Origin of the sequence: Micromonospora sp. NPDC049679 (assembly GCF_040659735.1) — a bacterium.
GTDB lineage: Bacteria > Actinomycetota > Actinomycetes > Mycobacteriales > Micromonosporaceae > Micromonospora_I.
In genome coordinates, this window is sequence record NZ_JBFANZ010000021.1 from 93,047 (window position 1) to 107,207 (window position 14,161).

Annotated in this window: 15 protein-coding genes and 2 pseudogenes; 6 read left to right on the forward strand and 11 right to left on the reverse strand. The window is 72.0% G+C overall.

What is annotated here, in order from left to right:
* Positions 1-23: 23 nt before the first annotated feature.
* Entirely contained in the window at positions 24-479 is a 456-nt protein-coding gene (locus AB0J06_RS16040) for an ABC transporter permease (protein ID WP_357429038.1), read from the reverse strand.
* On the opposite strand from AB0J06_RS16040, the gene AB0J06_RS16045 reads away from it, so the two are divergent.
* Positions 478-765, forward strand: coding sequence for a hypothetical protein (locus AB0J06_RS16045; protein WP_357429040.1), 288 nt, complete (start codon positions 478-480; stop codon positions 763-765). The two genes, AB0J06_RS16040 and AB0J06_RS16045, sit on opposite strands and share 2 nt — an antisense overlap.
* A 91-nt stretch (positions 766-856) precedes the next feature.
* Here the strand turns inward: AB0J06_RS16045 and AB0J06_RS16050 are convergent.
* The 5 genes and pseudogenes from AB0J06_RS16050 to rpsD all read right to left on the reverse strand — a co-directional run.
* Positions 857-1,292: pseudogene (locus AB0J06_RS16050) on the reverse strand (response regulator transcription factor); the annotation flags it as partial.
* Positions 1,282-1,347 (reverse strand): annotated as a pseudogene (locus tag AB0J06_RS16055) (hypothetical protein); the annotation flags it as partial. The pseudogenes AB0J06_RS16050 and AB0J06_RS16055, both read right to left, overlap by 11 nt.
* Before the next feature lie 251 nt (positions 1,348-1,598).
* Positions 1,599-1,925: a hypothetical protein gene (locus AB0J06_RS16060; RefSeq protein ID WP_357429042.1), complete on the reverse strand. Its 327-nt coding sequence runs from the start codon at positions 1,923-1,925 to the stop codon at positions 1,599-1,601.
* Positions 1,926-2,020: 95 nt separating this feature from the next.
* The gene (locus tag AB0J06_RS16065; protein ID WP_357429044.1) at positions 2,021-2,362 is read right to left on the reverse strand and encodes an Lsr2 family protein; all 342 of its coding nucleotides are present in this window, start codon (positions 2,360-2,362) and stop codon (positions 2,021-2,023) included.
* 501 nt (positions 2,363-2,863) lie between these two features.
* Positions 2,864-3,469 carry a 30S ribosomal protein S4 gene (gene rpsD / locus AB0J06_RS16070; RefSeq protein ID WP_357429046.1) on the reverse strand — a complete coding sequence of 202 codons (606 nt, stop codon included), beginning with the start codon at positions 3,467-3,469 and terminating at the stop codon, positions 2,864-2,866.
* A 119-nt stretch (positions 3,470-3,588) separates the two neighbouring features.
* On the opposite strand from rpsD, the gene AB0J06_RS16075 reads away from it, so the two are divergent.
* Positions 3,589-4,545: a PfkB family carbohydrate kinase gene (locus AB0J06_RS16075; RefSeq protein WP_357429048.1), complete on the forward strand. Its 957-nt coding sequence runs from the start codon at positions 3,589-3,591 to the stop codon at positions 4,543-4,545.
* 15 nt (positions 4,546-4,560) lie between these two features.
* Here the strand turns inward: AB0J06_RS16075 and AB0J06_RS16080 are convergent, their stop codons facing one another.
* Together AB0J06_RS16080 and AB0J06_RS16085 are read right to left on the reverse strand one after the other, a co-directional pair.
* Positions 4,561-5,994: an EAL domain-containing protein gene (locus AB0J06_RS16080; RefSeq protein ID WP_357429050.1), complete on the reverse strand. Its 1,434-nt coding sequence runs from the start codon at positions 5,992-5,994 to the stop codon at positions 4,561-4,563.
* A 176-nt stretch (positions 5,995-6,170) separates the two neighbouring features.
* A complete protein-coding gene (locus tag AB0J06_RS16085; protein ID WP_357429052.1) occupies positions 6,171-6,452 on the reverse strand; it encodes an EAL domain-containing protein in 282 nt (93 codons plus the stop codon).
* A gap of 194 nt (positions 6,453-6,646) precedes the next feature.
* On the opposite strand from AB0J06_RS16085, the gene AB0J06_RS16090 reads away from it, so the two are divergent.
* The 3 genes from AB0J06_RS16090 (at position 6,647) to AB0J06_RS16100 (ending at position 9,362) form a co-directional block, all read left to right on the forward strand.
* Positions 6,647-7,525: an NAD(P)-dependent oxidoreductase gene (locus AB0J06_RS16090; protein WP_357429054.1), complete on the forward strand. Its 879-nt coding sequence runs from the start codon at positions 6,647-6,649 to the stop codon at positions 7,523-7,525.
* Positions 7,526-7,752: 227 nt separating this feature from the next.
* Positions 7,753-8,550 (forward strand): peroxide stress protein YaaA, encoded by a 798-nt coding sequence (yaaA, locus tag AB0J06_RS16095; protein ID WP_357429056.1) that lies wholly within the window; start codon positions 7,753-7,755, stop codon positions 8,548-8,550.
* Between the two features lie 131 nt (positions 8,551-8,681).
* Positions 8,682-9,362, forward strand: a complete 681-nt coding sequence (locus AB0J06_RS16100) for an FKBP-type peptidyl-prolyl cis-trans isomerase (protein ID WP_357429058.1) — start codon at positions 8,682-8,684, stop codon at positions 9,360-9,362.
* A 60-nt stretch (positions 9,363-9,422) separates the two neighbouring features.
* On the opposite strand, the gene AB0J06_RS16105 is transcribed toward AB0J06_RS16100, so the two are convergent.
* On the reverse strand, positions 9,423-11,522 hold the full coding sequence (locus AB0J06_RS16105; protein WP_357429060.1) for an EAL domain-containing protein: 2,100 nt from the start codon (positions 11,520-11,522) through the stop codon (positions 9,423-9,425).
* Between the two features lie 14 nt (positions 11,523-11,536).
* Complete coding sequence (locus tag AB0J06_RS16110; RefSeq protein ID WP_357429062.1) at positions 11,537-12,343, reverse strand: SAM-dependent methyltransferase; 807 nt, start codon at positions 12,341-12,343, stop codon at positions 11,537-11,539.
* A gap of 155 nt (positions 12,344-12,498) precedes the next feature.
* On the opposite strand from AB0J06_RS16110, the gene AB0J06_RS16115 reads away from it, so the two are divergent.
* A complete protein-coding gene (locus AB0J06_RS16115; RefSeq protein WP_357429064.1) occupies positions 12,499-13,149 on the forward strand; it encodes a hypothetical protein in 651 nt (216 codons plus the stop codon).
* A 14-nt stretch (positions 13,150-13,163) separates the two neighbouring features.
* On the opposite strand, the gene AB0J06_RS16120 is transcribed toward AB0J06_RS16115, so the two are convergent.
* The gene (locus tag AB0J06_RS16120) at positions 13,164-14,003 is read right to left on the reverse strand and encodes a helix-turn-helix transcriptional regulator (RefSeq protein WP_357429084.1); all 840 of its coding nucleotides are present in this window, start codon (positions 14,001-14,003) and stop codon (positions 13,164-13,166) included.
* Positions 14,004-14,161: the final 158 nt, after the last annotated feature.

Genomic DNA, 14,161 nt, shown 5'->3' on the forward strand with positions numbered 1-14,161 from the left:
CCCGGGTCGGACCCTCCCCCGTGCTACTCGGTGCCGAGCGCCTCGACGACCGGCCGGCTGACCGCGCGCCGGGACGGCAGCACCGAGGCGAGCAGCGCGGCGACCGCGGCGACCGCGGCGACACCGAGGATCAGACCGAGCCGCCGCCAGGGCAGCACCAGGGTGAATTCGCCGCCCAGTCCGTTGAGGAATCCGACCGCGCCCGCGCCGACAGCGGCGCCGAGTCCGATACCGAGCAGCGCGCCGACCAGCGACATGAGCACGGCCTCGACGGCGAGCATCGCCCGCATCCGACCACGGGTGAGGCCGACGGCCCGCAGCACACCGTTCTCGCGGGTGCGTTCCACCACGGAGAGGGTGAGTGTGTTGGCGACCCCGACCAGGGCGATGACCACGGCCAGCCCCAGCAGCGCGGTGATGAACGCCAACAGCATGTCCACGGTGCCGGTCAGCATCTTCTTGTACGCGGCCCGGTCCATGAAGGTCACCGTCGGGTACTTCGCGACGATCGTCTCCACCGCGTCGCGCGCGCTGGTCGGAGACGCCGTCGGCGCCCTCCATCGCCACCAGCTCCGGCCCCACGGCGGGGAAGGCCGCGGAGAACTCGACGTCGGAAACGGCGATCATGTGGCCGGCGGGGACGGCGCTCCCCGGTTCGAGCGTCGACTTCGACTTGTCCTCGACGACGGCCACGACCCGCAACTCCCGACCCGCGACCGTCACGGTCGAGTCGACGTGCAGGCCGCGCTGCCGCGCCAGGGCTGAACCCTCTCCACCTCAGTGCCCGTTCCGTTTCGTCCCCGGGTAGCACTCCTCCGGCGTCTCCCCTACGTCGCAGGTCGCACATCGGGCGCGATCAGGCGCCCGGCGTGACCAGACCCGTCTTACGCCAGGACCACCGCCTGGACGCGGTCGCGCAGGCCCAGCTTGGTCAGCACCTTGCCCACGTGTGTCTTGACCGTCGCCTCCGCGACGTGCGACCGGCCGGCGACCTCCGCATTGGACAGCCCCTGGGCGACCAGCAACAGCACCTCCCGCTCCCGCTCGGTCAGCTCGGCCAGCCGCGGGTCGGCCGTCGGTGCCGGTCGGAGCTGGTCGGCGAAGCGGTCGAGCAGCCGACGCGTGATACGGGGCGCGACGACCGAGTCCCCGCTGGCGACCACCCGGATCGCGGCCAGCAGCTCATCAGGCGGAACGTTCTTGAGCAGGAACGCGCTGGCGCCGGCGCGCAGCGCGGCGAAGGCGTCGGACTCGGTGTCGAAGGTGGTCAGGACCAGCCCGCGCGGTCGCCGGATCGCGGTCGAACATGTACGTCGCCCCGTCGGCCTGCACGATCATGACGGCCATGCTGTGGGCGACCACGTCGTGCAGTTCATGCGCGATCCGGGTGCGCTCCTCGGCCACCGCCGCCCGCGCCTGCGCGTCGCGCTCCCGCTCCAGCGTCGTGGCCCGCTCCTCCAGGCTGACGACGTAGAGGCGGCGGGTGCGGACGTTGAGCGCCGCGAGCCACACGGCACCGGAGACCACCGCGAGAAAGATCGCGCTCGCCCACCAGTCGCCGGACAGTTGCTCAGCGGCGATCACCACCCCGATGAGCGTCACGGCGCCGCGATGATGCCGTCCCGCAACCGGTCGGCGTACTTGACCACGCTGTACATCGCGATCAGAACGGCGACGTCGAAGGCGATCGGCTCCCAGCCCAGGACGACCTGGAGCAGGGCGAGCACGGCGACCACCGCGCCCACGACAGTCGGATGCGCACGCCGAAAGAAAACCGCGACCGCCATGACGACACCGATGAGGGTGGACTTCCAGCCGCCGGGTTGGGTGACGGTGCCGACGACCGAGAACAGCACCACCCAACAGGAGACGGCGGCGTCAAAGAGAACGCTGCGCAGCGGGCGGCCGAAAACCTCACGGGACATGGCTGCCAAGCCTACGAGGACACCTCAGCGGTTCCCCGCCATAGCCCCGACGTCGACATGTCCACCGGTTTCCGGTCCGCGCCGCCGCGGCTTCCTCAGCGGTTGTTGAACGCCTCTACGACCGACGCCGGAATCCGGCCTCGTTCGGAGACCTCGTAGCCGTTGTTGAGCGCCCACTCGCGGATCGCTCTGTTCTGGTCGCGGTCCGACCGGGCCGGCGCCGCGCCCCGCCGATTCTCGCGTCGGGGCTCCAAGCCACCCCGCCCGACCCGGGTGCCGGCCGTGATGAACGGATCCAGCGCCTTGCGCAGTTCGCCCGCATTCTTCTCCGACAGGTCAATCGTGTAGCCGACGCCGTCGAGGTCGAACTCCACGGTCCGGTCGGCGTCACTCCCGTCGAGGTCGTCCGTCAGTACGACAATCACTTGCCTAGCCACCGGGGGCACTCCTCGTAAGTCCTGCGATTTGAGGGATTAAGTCTGACCCATAGGTGGACAATTCTGCAAGGAATTCGGCAATTACGAGAACCGGATTTCGGATCCAACGGCGGATGGCCGAGGAATGCGGCTCCCCGAATACCACGGAGAACGCCCTAATCCGCCGCCGGTTACCGACCCGCCGTGATCGCGTCGCTGTGCGTGATCTCGCCGACGCAAATGGCTCGACCCGCAATCAGTGCGGCCCCGCGACCCGGAATTGCCGTGATCACGAGTCGCCCCGGCCGACCCCACCGGCACGGCCGGATCGTCGCGCGTCGAGGCGGCGGTGTCGGGCGCGGTACGCCGCGACGGACGTCGGTCGCGCGGTGCGGCATTGACGCCCGGCGCATCGCGGGCCCCTCGGAAACGACTGTCCCGTCATGACAGCGTGTGTCGCCGCCGCCCCGGCCGGGGGCGGAGTGGGGATCCGGCACGGGGCGGCGGGCATGAGCGCCGGGGTCAGCGGCGGGTTGAGCTGATGAGAAACTCGTGGTCGCGGAGCACCGGCACCTCGTCCTTGCGTGGCTCGTGGGTGAGCGTGGCGCGCAGCTCCGCGGGATGAACCTCGAGATACGGCGGTGGGGCGCCCCGGGCGGCGGAGAGCTCCGCGGCGAGAAGGAACGGGAGTTTCTCCTGCCGCGCACGCCGCACCGCGACGATCTGCCCGGGCTGGACGTGGTAGGACGGCCGGTTCACCTTGGTTCCGTCGACGGTGAACGAGTTGTGGTTGATGAGCCGACGCGCCTGGTTCACGGTGGCGGCGAAGCCGGCGCGCCACACGAGCGCGTCCAGGCGCTGCTCGAGATGGTCGGTCAGGCGATCGGTGATCTGCCCGTCCTGCCGTCCCGCCTGCTGCAGGACACGCCGCAGCTGACGCTCGCGCAGATCGTACTGCTCACGCAGCAGCCGCTTCTCCCGCAGGCGCAGCCGGTAGACCGTCTCCTGCCCCCGGACACGACGACGCACGCCGGTCGGGCGCTGGCGGCGATGCAGGTACCAGCTCAACCGCGGCCTCAGCCGGATGCCGAACAGACGCGACAACCGCAGCCTCGAACGGGAAACCATAGCCTGCCTCCTTCCGATGTCCCGCCTACCGGGTTCCCCGCGGAAGCCGACCGTAACGGCCGGCCGAACAGTCACGGCCGGAAGGCGTGGCGTCGGTGCGACCGGGGTAGAGCACGGGAGTGAACTCTCCCCGGCCCGGCGTGACCGACGCCGCCGTGATGGTGGTGGGCCAGCTCGTGCGCGACCTCGTTCTCGTCGTCGACGCGGTCCCCGGCGCGTCCGAGGGGACGCCGGTGCACCTGCGGCGGGAGATGCTCGGCGGTAAGGGCGCCAACCAGTCGGTCTCCCTCGCGCAGCTCGGCGTGCCGGTGGGCCTGGTCGCCGTCGCCGGCGACGACCGGGTCGGCGACGACATGCTGGCACAGGCGGTACGGGACGGCATCGACGTGTCGGCCGTGGTGCGCCGGGCGGGCGCCGACACCGGGCTGATCGTCGACGTGCTCGACGCGAGCCACCAGTGGCGGTACCTCGAACACGTGCCGGAGACGGTGCTGCTGACCGAGGCCGACGTCACGGCCGCGGCCGACCGGCTCGCCGCGGCGCCGGCCGTCCTGGTCCAGCTTCAGCAACCCTCCGCCGTCGCGCTGTGCGCGGCGCGGCTCGCGACGGGACTCGTCGTGCTCGACGGCACCCCGGTGGACGACCACCGGCGCGCCGCGTTGATAGCGGAGGCCGACGTGATCCGGACGGACGCGCGCGAGACGATCGAGCTGCTCGGTGCCGCCGCCCGCGATCCGGACGGGGCGCTGCGCGGCGCCCGGAGGCTGCTCGAACTCGGCCCGTCTCTCATCGCGCTCGCGCTGGACCCGCTGGGCAATCTCTTCGTCTGGCCCGACGGCCATCTGCTCATTCCGTTCACGCACACGCGGATCGTGGACACGACCGGGGCGGGCGACGCGCTCATCGCCGGTCTGACCGCGGCGTTGCTGCGCGGCGAGCGGCCGGAGCGGGTGGCCCGCTTCGCCGCGGCCGCCGCCAGCGCCACGGTCGGACACCCGGGCGGACGACCCGACCTCAATCCGGCTGCGCTGCGGGAACACCTCGCCCTCGTCGAGGAGGCCCTCGCACGCGGCTGAGGGCGTCTGCGCAGATCAGCCCGCGTCCTGCGGCGGGTCTCCATCCTCCGCGGGTCGCTCCCACCGCACCCCGCCGGGAAGTCGGTCCATGGTGTGCAGCAGGTCGCGCATCACCTGCCGACAGACCATGGGGTCGTGGCTCATCGCGATGTCCCACGTGCCGGGCGTGGCCGCGCCGCCGCCCGACTGCACGGGTCGGGCCACCAGAACGCGCGCGGCGGAGGCGGAGAGCCCCAGCAGGCAAAATTGTCCGTCCAACGGGTGCCCCGGCGGCACCTCCCCGGTACGGGTCCGCCAGTCCTCGTACACGTTGACGTCCCTGCCGATGAAAAGACTCAGCGGCGCGCTCTCGAGCAGCGAGCGGTAGTAGGCGACGGAGCCCGATGAGCGCGTCCTGTTCTCGGGGAACACCACCGCGATGGCCGGGGTCTCGACGGTGCGCGCGGCCTGGGCCGCGAAGTGCCGGGACAGCCGGTCCAGGTTGTCCTGTTGCGCTCCTGCTCCCCAGTGCCGCCCGCCCGAGGCCGAGGTGACCACCTCCCAGGGCGTGGCTCCGCTGCTGGGGCGGACCGGCAGCGGGACCGGCGCGTGGGGCACGGGCAGCGTACGGGGAAGAGATCCCGGCTCCCCGTGGTGGATCCCCTGCCGGTAGACGGGGCCCAGTGGCCGACCGAGCATCCGCGCCGAGCCGTCTTCGACATGTTGCACGAGGATGACGGTGCCGACCCGTTCGCATTCCGTGAGCGCGGCGGTGAACGCGTTGGCGGCGCTCTGCCCGCCGTCGTGCAGCAGTGCGTGGTCCAGCCGGATCACATCCGGTTCCAGGGTCGGCAGCAATGCCATGGCCGGCGGGCTGAACTCCAGGTCGTCCAGGGAGACGCCCCAGCCCGCGGCGCGGGCACGGCGGACGGATTCGAGCACCTCCAACGGATACCGGGCCAGCGCGCGGGCGGGCACGTCGATGAAGACGCGCAGCCGCGCCTCCGCCTCCCACATCGTCGCGAGCAGGTCCTCCGGGCAGGGCATGATCAGCGAGTCCGGCTCGACGTTGGCGAACAGCGACACGGAGGGATGCAGCTCCGCGTCCATCAGCCCGCGGAAGGCGGCCGCGCGGCAGATCCAGTCCAGCTCGCCGGCGCGGCCGACGGCGCGGGCCGCGGCGAACAGCCGCAGCGGTGACCGCAGCGGCCCCTCCGGCCCGCGGGTGAGCGCTTCGAAACCGACGATTTCCCGACCGAGCGCGTCGAAGACCGGTTGATAGACGATCTCCACGGCACGCCGGTCGATTATCGAGTTGATCAGCTCCGCACCGGCCGCCCGTACCCCGGCGACCGCGCCGGGGGTACCGGCCGGGGTGGCGGGACGACGGGCGGCCCGCGCCTCATGGGACCGGCCCCCGGCGACCGTCGCTCGAGCCTCCTGCCGCGGCGCCACGGTCGGGTGCTCCATCGCTCGTCCGCCGCGGCGCTGCGCATGCTCCGGCGACGGCGCCCCCGGTACGTGTCCCTCGCGCTGCCAGAGGATCCACCGTGCGGACGCGGGGCCGTCCGTGTCCGGGCTCTCGTCCCTGCTCCACAACTTCACGGACGCGACCCCTGTCTCCGGCGTTCGATGCGGACGGCACGTCAATGATCGGCAGCAACAGCCCCGAGTTGTGAGGTACGGCCGGACGGCCACTGATCGGGTGACATCGCGCAGGGTCCGGTGTGAGGCGGGGCGATGCCATGCCCCTGCGCGGTGCCGCAGCCCAACTCCCAGAGCGTGCGGCGCTGCTGGCTCGTCTCGACGCCTTCAGCGACGGCCTCGAGCCCGAGCGTACGGGCCAGCTCGATGGTGGAGCGGACGACGGCTTCGGCCTCCGTCGAGCCGCGCATCACGGCCACGAACAGCAGGACGAGACCGGTCAACAGCCCAACCTGTACCCGTTTGTCCTTTTCTTACCGCGCAGCGCGACGATCGACCGTCCTCGTCGGTCACGCTACGGGTTACCCCCGCCCGGTCACCTGCAGCTGGCGCTGCCGCCCCCGACCCGCGTCGATGGAACGCGGGGCGGCACCGCCGTCGGCCGGCGGACCATCCGCCGGATTGGCAGGATGGAGTCATGACCAGCATCGCCTTCATCGGTCTCGGCGCCATGGGCAGCCGCATGGCCGGCCGGCTGCTCGACGCCGACCACCAGCTCGTCGTCTGGAACCGCAGCCCCGCCAAGGCGCGCGAACTCGTCGCGCGCGGCGCGGCGCTGGCCGACACCCCCGCCGACGCGGCCCGGCAGGCCGAACTGGTGATCACGATGTTGGCCGACCCCGCCGCCCTGCGGGACGTCACCGAGGGGCCGGACGGCGTACTCGCCGGGGCGTCGGCCTCGACCACGTTGATGGAGATGTCCACCGTCGGTCCCCCCGCCGTTGCCCGGCTGGCGTCGCTGCTGCCCGACGGGGTCGGCCTGCTCGACGCCCCGGTCCTCGGCAGCTTGGCGGAGGTCGAGTCCGGCACACTGCACATCTTCGTCGGCGGCCCGGCCCCGCTCGCGCAACGGTGGACACCGCTGCTCGCCCCGCTCGGCTCCCCCGTACACGTCGGTCCCCTCGGCGCCGGCGCGGCCGCGAAGCTCGTCGCCAACTCCACGCTGATCGGTGTCCTCGGCGTTCTCGGCGAGGCGCTCGCGCTGGCCGACGGGCTCGGGCTCTCCCGCGAGGCGGCGTTCCAGGTGCTCTCCGCGACCCCGGTCGCGGCCCAGGCGGAGAAACGCCGCCCGGCGGTCGAGTCGGGCGACTACCCGCCCCGGTTCGCGCTGTCGCTGGCCCGCAAGGACGCCGACCTCGTCACCGACGCCGCCGCCGGGGCACGCCTGGCCCTGCCGGTCGCCGTGGCCGCCGGCGCCTGGGTCGCGGCGGCGCAGGAGGCGGGGCGCGGCGAGCAGGACTACAGCGCGGTGCTCGCCCAGATCATGCAGAGCGCCCCACGCGGACGACTGCGTTAGCCACGTCCATGGACCGGCGCGAGATCCATCGGGCTGGGGGCCCTCTCCATCCACTCGCACGGGTTCGGCGTCGAACGGTCACCGCGGCCCTCGCGCCCATCTGCGCACCGGAGTGACCAGCCTGAGCCGCACCGAGCGAACGACCGCTCAGTAGCAGGTCGGCGGTCATCCCGTACTCTTGCCCGGCCCCCGCGACACCCCGGCCGCGTCATCCCGAGGAGTTCACCGTGCTCGTCCTCCTGCCGCCGTCGGAGGGAAAGGCCGCATCCGGGTCGGGCCGTCCGCTGGATCTCGACGCGTTGTCCCTGCCCGAGCTCAACCCGGCGCGGGAACGCGCGCTTGAGGCGCTGGTGAACCTCTGCGCGCAGCCCGACGACGACGCCGCCCGCGCCGTGCTCGGGCTCAGCCCCGGCCAGCGGGACGAGGTGCGGCGCAACGCCCGGCTGCGCGAGGCGTCGGCGCTGCCCGCCCGGCGGCTCTACACCGGCGTGCTCTACGACGCGCTGGACCTCGCCTCGCTCGCGCCGCCGGCGCGACGGCTGGCGCAACGCTCGATCCTCGTCTTCTCCGGGCTCTGGGGCGCGGTGCGCGTCAACGACCGCATCCCGCCCTATCGCTGTTCCATCGGAGTCAAACTTCCATCGTTGGGCGCGCTCGCGCCGTACTGGAAGAAGGCCATGCCCACCGCGCTCGCCGAGGTCGCCGGTGACGGGCTGGTGCTCGACCTGCGCTCGTCGGCTTACGCGGCGATGTGGCGGCCGAGCGGCGCGACCGCCGGCCGCACCGCGACCGTGCGGGTGCTGCACGAGCGGATCGTCGGCGGCGTCGCCAAGCGCGCCGTGGTGAGCCACTTCAACAAGGCCACCAAGGGACGGCTGGTGCGGAGCCTGCTGGCCAGCGGATCGCGTCCGAAATCCCCGGCGGAGTTGGCGGTTGCCCTGCGCGACCTGAAGTACACGGTCGAAGAGCAGCCGTCCGCCACCGGCGCGCCCGCCCAGCTCGACGTCATCGTCACCGACCTGTAGCCGGCACGGGCGGGCGGCGCGGCCGGGGGCGTCGGCAGGGTACGACGCGGGTACCGTGTGCGAAATCTTCCCGGGGCGGCCCGCGCGAGCACGCCGCTCCACGTCCTTTCCGCCAGGGAGTTGACATCACAGTGAGCGATCGGGTTGCGAGCCCTCAGCAGGGTGGGCCGGCCAGCGAGCAGCGGCCGGGCAAGGCCGAGAAGCGTGCGGCCGAGAAGATCGCCGCGGCGGAGGCCGCCGCGGCCAAGCGCCGTCGGCAGGCGCTCACCGGCGCCGTCGCCGGGCTGGCCACGCTCGGCGCGATCCTGGCGGTGGTGATCGTGCTGAACAACACGACCCGCTCGGCCGAGACCGACGCCGCCCCGGCGGCCGCACCCGCGACCGCGGCGAGCGAGGCCGCACCGCCGGCCAATCCCGGCTTCCCCCCGCTTCCGCCCGGCGCCGACGCGGCGCTGGCGCAGAAGCCGGCCGTGACCGCCGGCTCCGGTGACCTGGAGAAGCTCACCGTGACGCCGCTGGTGAAGGGGACGGGTCCGGCCGCGCAGGCCGGCCAGACCATCACCGTCAACTACGTCGGCGTCTCGTACCGGACCGGCGAGGAGTTCGACTCGTCGTGGAAGCGGTCCGAGCCGTTTTCGTTTCAGCTCGGCGGCAACGTGATTCCCGGCTGGAACCAGGGTCTGGTCGGGGTGAAGGCCGGCAGTCGGGTGCAGCTGGACATCCCGGCCGCGCTGGCCTACGGCGACAACCCGGGGGGCGGGGAGCCCGCCGGCCCGCTGCGGTTTGTCGTGGATGTTCTCGCGGCCCAGTAGGACAACCCGCTGCCCGTCCCGTCGCGGTGCCCCTTCGGCGCGGCGACGGGGCGGCGCGCGTCAGCGGGTGAGCAGGGCGGTCACCGACTGTGCGGGACCGGCCGCCGCGTAGTGCCAGCCCTGGGCGGTGTCACAGCCCAGCCGCCGCAGCGCGTCGGCCTGATCGGCGGTCTCCACCCCTTCCGCCGTCACCGTCATGTCGAGGGTGTGCGCGAGCCGGACCAGGGTCGAGAGGATCTCCCGGTCGACGCGGTCGGGCCGGTCGGCGTGGCGCAGACCGGCGATGAACGAACCGGCCAGCTTGAGCGTGCCGACCGGCAGATCGCGCAGATAGGCCAGGTTGGAATACCCGGTGCCGAAGTCGTCGATGGCGATCCGCGCACCGAGGTCGGCCAGCGCGTGCAGGGTCTGCAGCGGCTGCCCGGAGGTGGCCATCACCGCGCTCTCGGTCAACTCCAGTTGCAGCCACCTCGGATCGAGCCCACTGCCGTCGAGGATCTCGGTGACGGTGGTGACGATCGCGGGATCCCGCACCTGGCGTACCGCCAGGTTGACGCTGATCAGCAGATCGCGGTGCGGGTGGGTCACCCGCCACCGCTGCCCCTGCTGACAGGCCTCGCCGAGCACCCACCGCCCGAGCGCGACGATGAGACCGGTCTCCTCGGCCAGCCCGATGAACTGGTCCGGCCCGAGCACGCCCAGCTCGGGGTGGCGCCAGCGGACGAGGGCTTCGACTCCGGTCAGCGTGCCGTCGCGGAGACTGACCAGCGGCTGGTATTCGAGGAAGAACTGGCCCTGCGCCAGCGCTTCGGGCAGTTGCGACGTGAGGCGGTAACGGCTGACGTCGCGGGCATACCGCTCGGTGTCGAAGAGGGCCCACCGGTCGCGGCCGTCGGCCTTGGCCCAGTAGAGCGTCGTGTCCGCGGCCTTCATCAGCTCGGCGGCGGTCGTCGCCGTGGCCGCCCGCTCGACCAGGCCGAGACTGGCGGAGATCTCGATGGCGTGCCCGTCCAGATCGAGCGGGGCCCGGACGGCCGCCAACGCGGTCTCGGCGACCGCGACCAGTCCCTGCGTGCCGCTGCTGCCCCCGATGAGCACGACGAACTCGTCACCGCCCGTCCGGGCGACGAGGTGACCGTCGTCGGCGAGCCGCGCCGCGAGCCGACCGGCGACCGTTCGCAGCAGCTCGTCGCCGACGTCGTGCCCGAACGTGTCGTTGATCGCCTTGAACCCGTCCAGGTCGAGGTAGCAGAGCCCGACCCGCGCGCCGGGTGGCGGATCGGTCAGCATCGCGTTCAGCCGGTCGTAGAAGAGGGTGCGGTTCGGCAGATCGGTGAGCGGATCGTGCGACGCCTGGTGGCGTAGCTGCGTCTGCAGCCGCTGCCGGTCCGTGATGTCCTCCACCATGGCCACGACGAAGAGGGGCACGCCGTCCTGGCTCCGGATCAGCGAGACCACCAGGTCGGTCCAGATCTTCTGGCCGTCGCTGCGGTAATACGCCTTGTCCATCCGGAAGTGGTCCCGCCGCCCGGTCGCCAGGTCGTCGTAGGTGCGCCACACGTCCGGTGCGTCGTCCGGGTGGACGAAGTCGGCCACGACATGCTCGATCATCTCCTCGGCGCTGTAGCCGAACATGTCGCAGAGCGCCCGGTTGACCTCGATGACCCGGCCGTCGACGGTCGCGATGCCGATCCCGACGGCGGCCTCCGCGAAGAGCGCCTGGAACCGTGCCTCGCTGGCCCAGCGGGCCCGGTCCGCTTCCGCACGGGCGTCCATCACGGCCGTCCGGATCTGCTCCTGCTCGTGCAACGCCCGGTCCTGCATGGCCTGGGTGTAGCCCGCCGCCACCGCACCCTGCAGCTCGCCGAGACGGGCGAGCCGCTGCCCGGCGAGCGCCGCCGGGGCGAGCTGCGCCCCGAGCACCGCGAGGGTGCGTTGCAGCGAACTGGGGTGGGTGAAGTGGGCGGCGACCAGCCCGGCGCCGACCTCGGTCGGGACCCGCGGGTCGTAGTCGTCCGCGGCGAGGGCCGCGATGAGCCGCCGGGCCGGCTGCTCGAGGTGGGTTACCAGCTCCTCGCGGCTCATCGACACATAGCTGGTACGCGCGATCGCCCGCGCCCATGATCGGGCGAGCTCGTCGTCGCGGGGCCGCGGCTCCATGCTGGTCGCCGGAATCACCCGATGCGGGCGACGCCCGCGTAGCCGGGATAGCTCTCGACATCCGGGCCGACGTCGTCCGACGAGTCGGGCCGCCAGAGCGGCATCTGCACCACGCCCGGATCCACGAGCGTCAGGTCGCCGAAGAGGGCGCTGATCTCCGCCCGGCTACGGACCCGCATCGGACTCGCGGACTTGTTGTAGAGCGCCTGCAGCCGCGCCGCCTGCTCGGGCTGACCCTCGCTGCTCGCGTGCGAGATGACCAGGTAGCTGCCCGGCGCGACCGCCTTCGCGAACTCGGAGACGATCTCCCGGGGCCGCTGGTCGTCGGGGACGAAGTGGAGCACCGAGACGAGCAGCACCGCCACCGGCCGGTCAAGGTCGATCAGTTGCCGCAGCGCGGGGTCGTCGAGCACCTGGCCGGGCTGGCGGAGATCCGCGGCGATCACGCTCGCCCGGTGGTTGCCGTCGAGGATCGCCCGGCTGTGCGCGACCGCGACCGGATCCCAGTCGACGTAGACCACCCGGGAATCCGCGTCGGCCCGCTGCGCGACCTCGTGCACGTTGCCGACGGTCGGAATGCCCGACCCGAGGTCGACGAACTGGTCGATGCCCTGCGCGGTGAGGAACCGGACCGCGCGCCGCAGGAAAGCGCGGTTTTCCTGCGCGTGGGTGGGCAGGTCCGGCATTGCCTGCAGCACCTGAGCGGCGAACTCGCGGTCGACGGCGAAATTGTGCAGGCCGCCGAGGTAGTAGTCGTATACCCGGGCGACCGCGGGCCGGTCGACGTCGATCTCTGGTGGTGCCCAGTCGGGTCGGTTCACGGACACGCCCTTTCGGCGGGGGGACCGGAAGATCCCTGCCAGCATAGGCGGTCGTCGAACTCCAGGCGACCTCCCGGATCAGCGACCACCGATACGTCTCCGACGGCACGGAGGGGATCGGGCTGCCGCGCAGATGAACCGGCTAACCTCGCCAGGTGACATGGCTTGACGTGATCGGCTGGACCGGCTCAGCATTGCTGGTCTGGTCCCTGCTGCAGACCCGCATTCTGCGCCTCCGCACGCTGAATCTGATCGGCTGCTTCGTGCTCATCGGATACAACGGCGCGATACGGGTCTGGCCGATGGTCGGGCTCAATGTGGTGCTCGCGATCATCAACGTGCACTACCTGCGCAAGATGCTCGCGACCCGGCACGACGAGCGGACGTACACCGTGGTGGAGGTCGGCACGGACGACGAGTTCCTGGCACACATGCTGCGGGTGCACGCAGCCGACATCGCCCGGTTCAACCCGCAGTTCGAGTGGGACGGCGGCTGGCCCGACCGGCTGGCCTTCCTCGTGTTGCGGGCCGACGAGGTGGTCGGCGTCGTGCTGTTGCGGCACACCGGGAACGGCGTGGCGCAGGTTGATCTCGACTACGTGACGCAGCGGTTCCGGGACTTCACCCCCGGCGAGTTCGTCTACCGCCGCAGTCGGTTCCTCACCGACCGCGGCTTCCGCCGCGTGGTCACCCCGCCGGGGATGGTGGGGGCGTACTACGGGCGTCTGGGGTTCCGGCGTGAGGGCGACTCGTACGTCCTGGATCTGCCGGCGCCGGAGGGCGCGCCCGGCGCGTCCCCCCGCTGAGCCGGACGCGCCCCCTACCGTCCTTCGAGGTCGAGGGTGCGGAGCAGGCGTTGCAGGATGTCGACGGTGGCCCCGGGCGGTTCGGCATCGGCGCACACCCGGTCCATCGCCGCCGCGTAATGCTCCACGTCGCCGCGCTTGTCGAGGTAGAGCGCGCTGGTGAGTTGTTCGATGTAGACCACGTCGGACAGGTGCGGCTCAGGGAAGCGCAAGATGCTGAACGCCCCGCCGGCGGCGGCGTGGCCTCCGGCGTGGAACGGCATCACCTGCAGGCGGACGTTGGGCAGGCGCGTCGCCTCGATCAGCGCCGCGACCTGTCCCCGCATGACGTCGAGGCCGCCGATCGGTCGCCGCAGCGCCGCCTCGTCCACGACCGCGCGGAGCTGGGGCGCGTCGGGGCGGGTGAGAATCCGCTGCCGGGCCATCCGCAGGCTGACGCGCCGCTCGATCTCCTCCGCGGGCGCGCGGCCGTGGTCGAGGAGCACGACCGCCCGCGCGTAGTCCGCCGTCTGCAGCAGACCGGGGATGAACTGCACCTCGTAACTGCGGATGAGCGCGGCCGCGGCTTCCAGCCCCAGGTATGACTGGAACCACGGCGGCAGCACGTCGCCGTAGCTCTGCCACCACCCTGGACTGTTGGCCTCGCGGGCCAGAGCGAGCAGCGTCGCGCGTTCCTCGGTGTCGGTGACGCCGTAGAGCGTGAGCAGGTCGGCGATGTCGCGCTCCTTGAAGCCGACACGTCCGAGCTCCATCCGGCTGATCTTGGACTCGGACGCCCGGATCTCCCATCCCGCGGCGTCGCGGGCCACGCCGCGGGCCTCCCGGAGCCGACGCAGCTGCGCGCCGAGGAGCATGCGCCGGACGGTCGGGCCGGTGACCGACCCGTCCCGGGCTTGAGCCGTCGTCACGTGCCGACCTCCCCTCACCCTCGTCCTGGTCTCGCACGACCTGGCGATCGTCAGTCAGCTCTGCGCGGAGGTGATGGTCATGCGCCACGGTCGGGTGGTCGAAT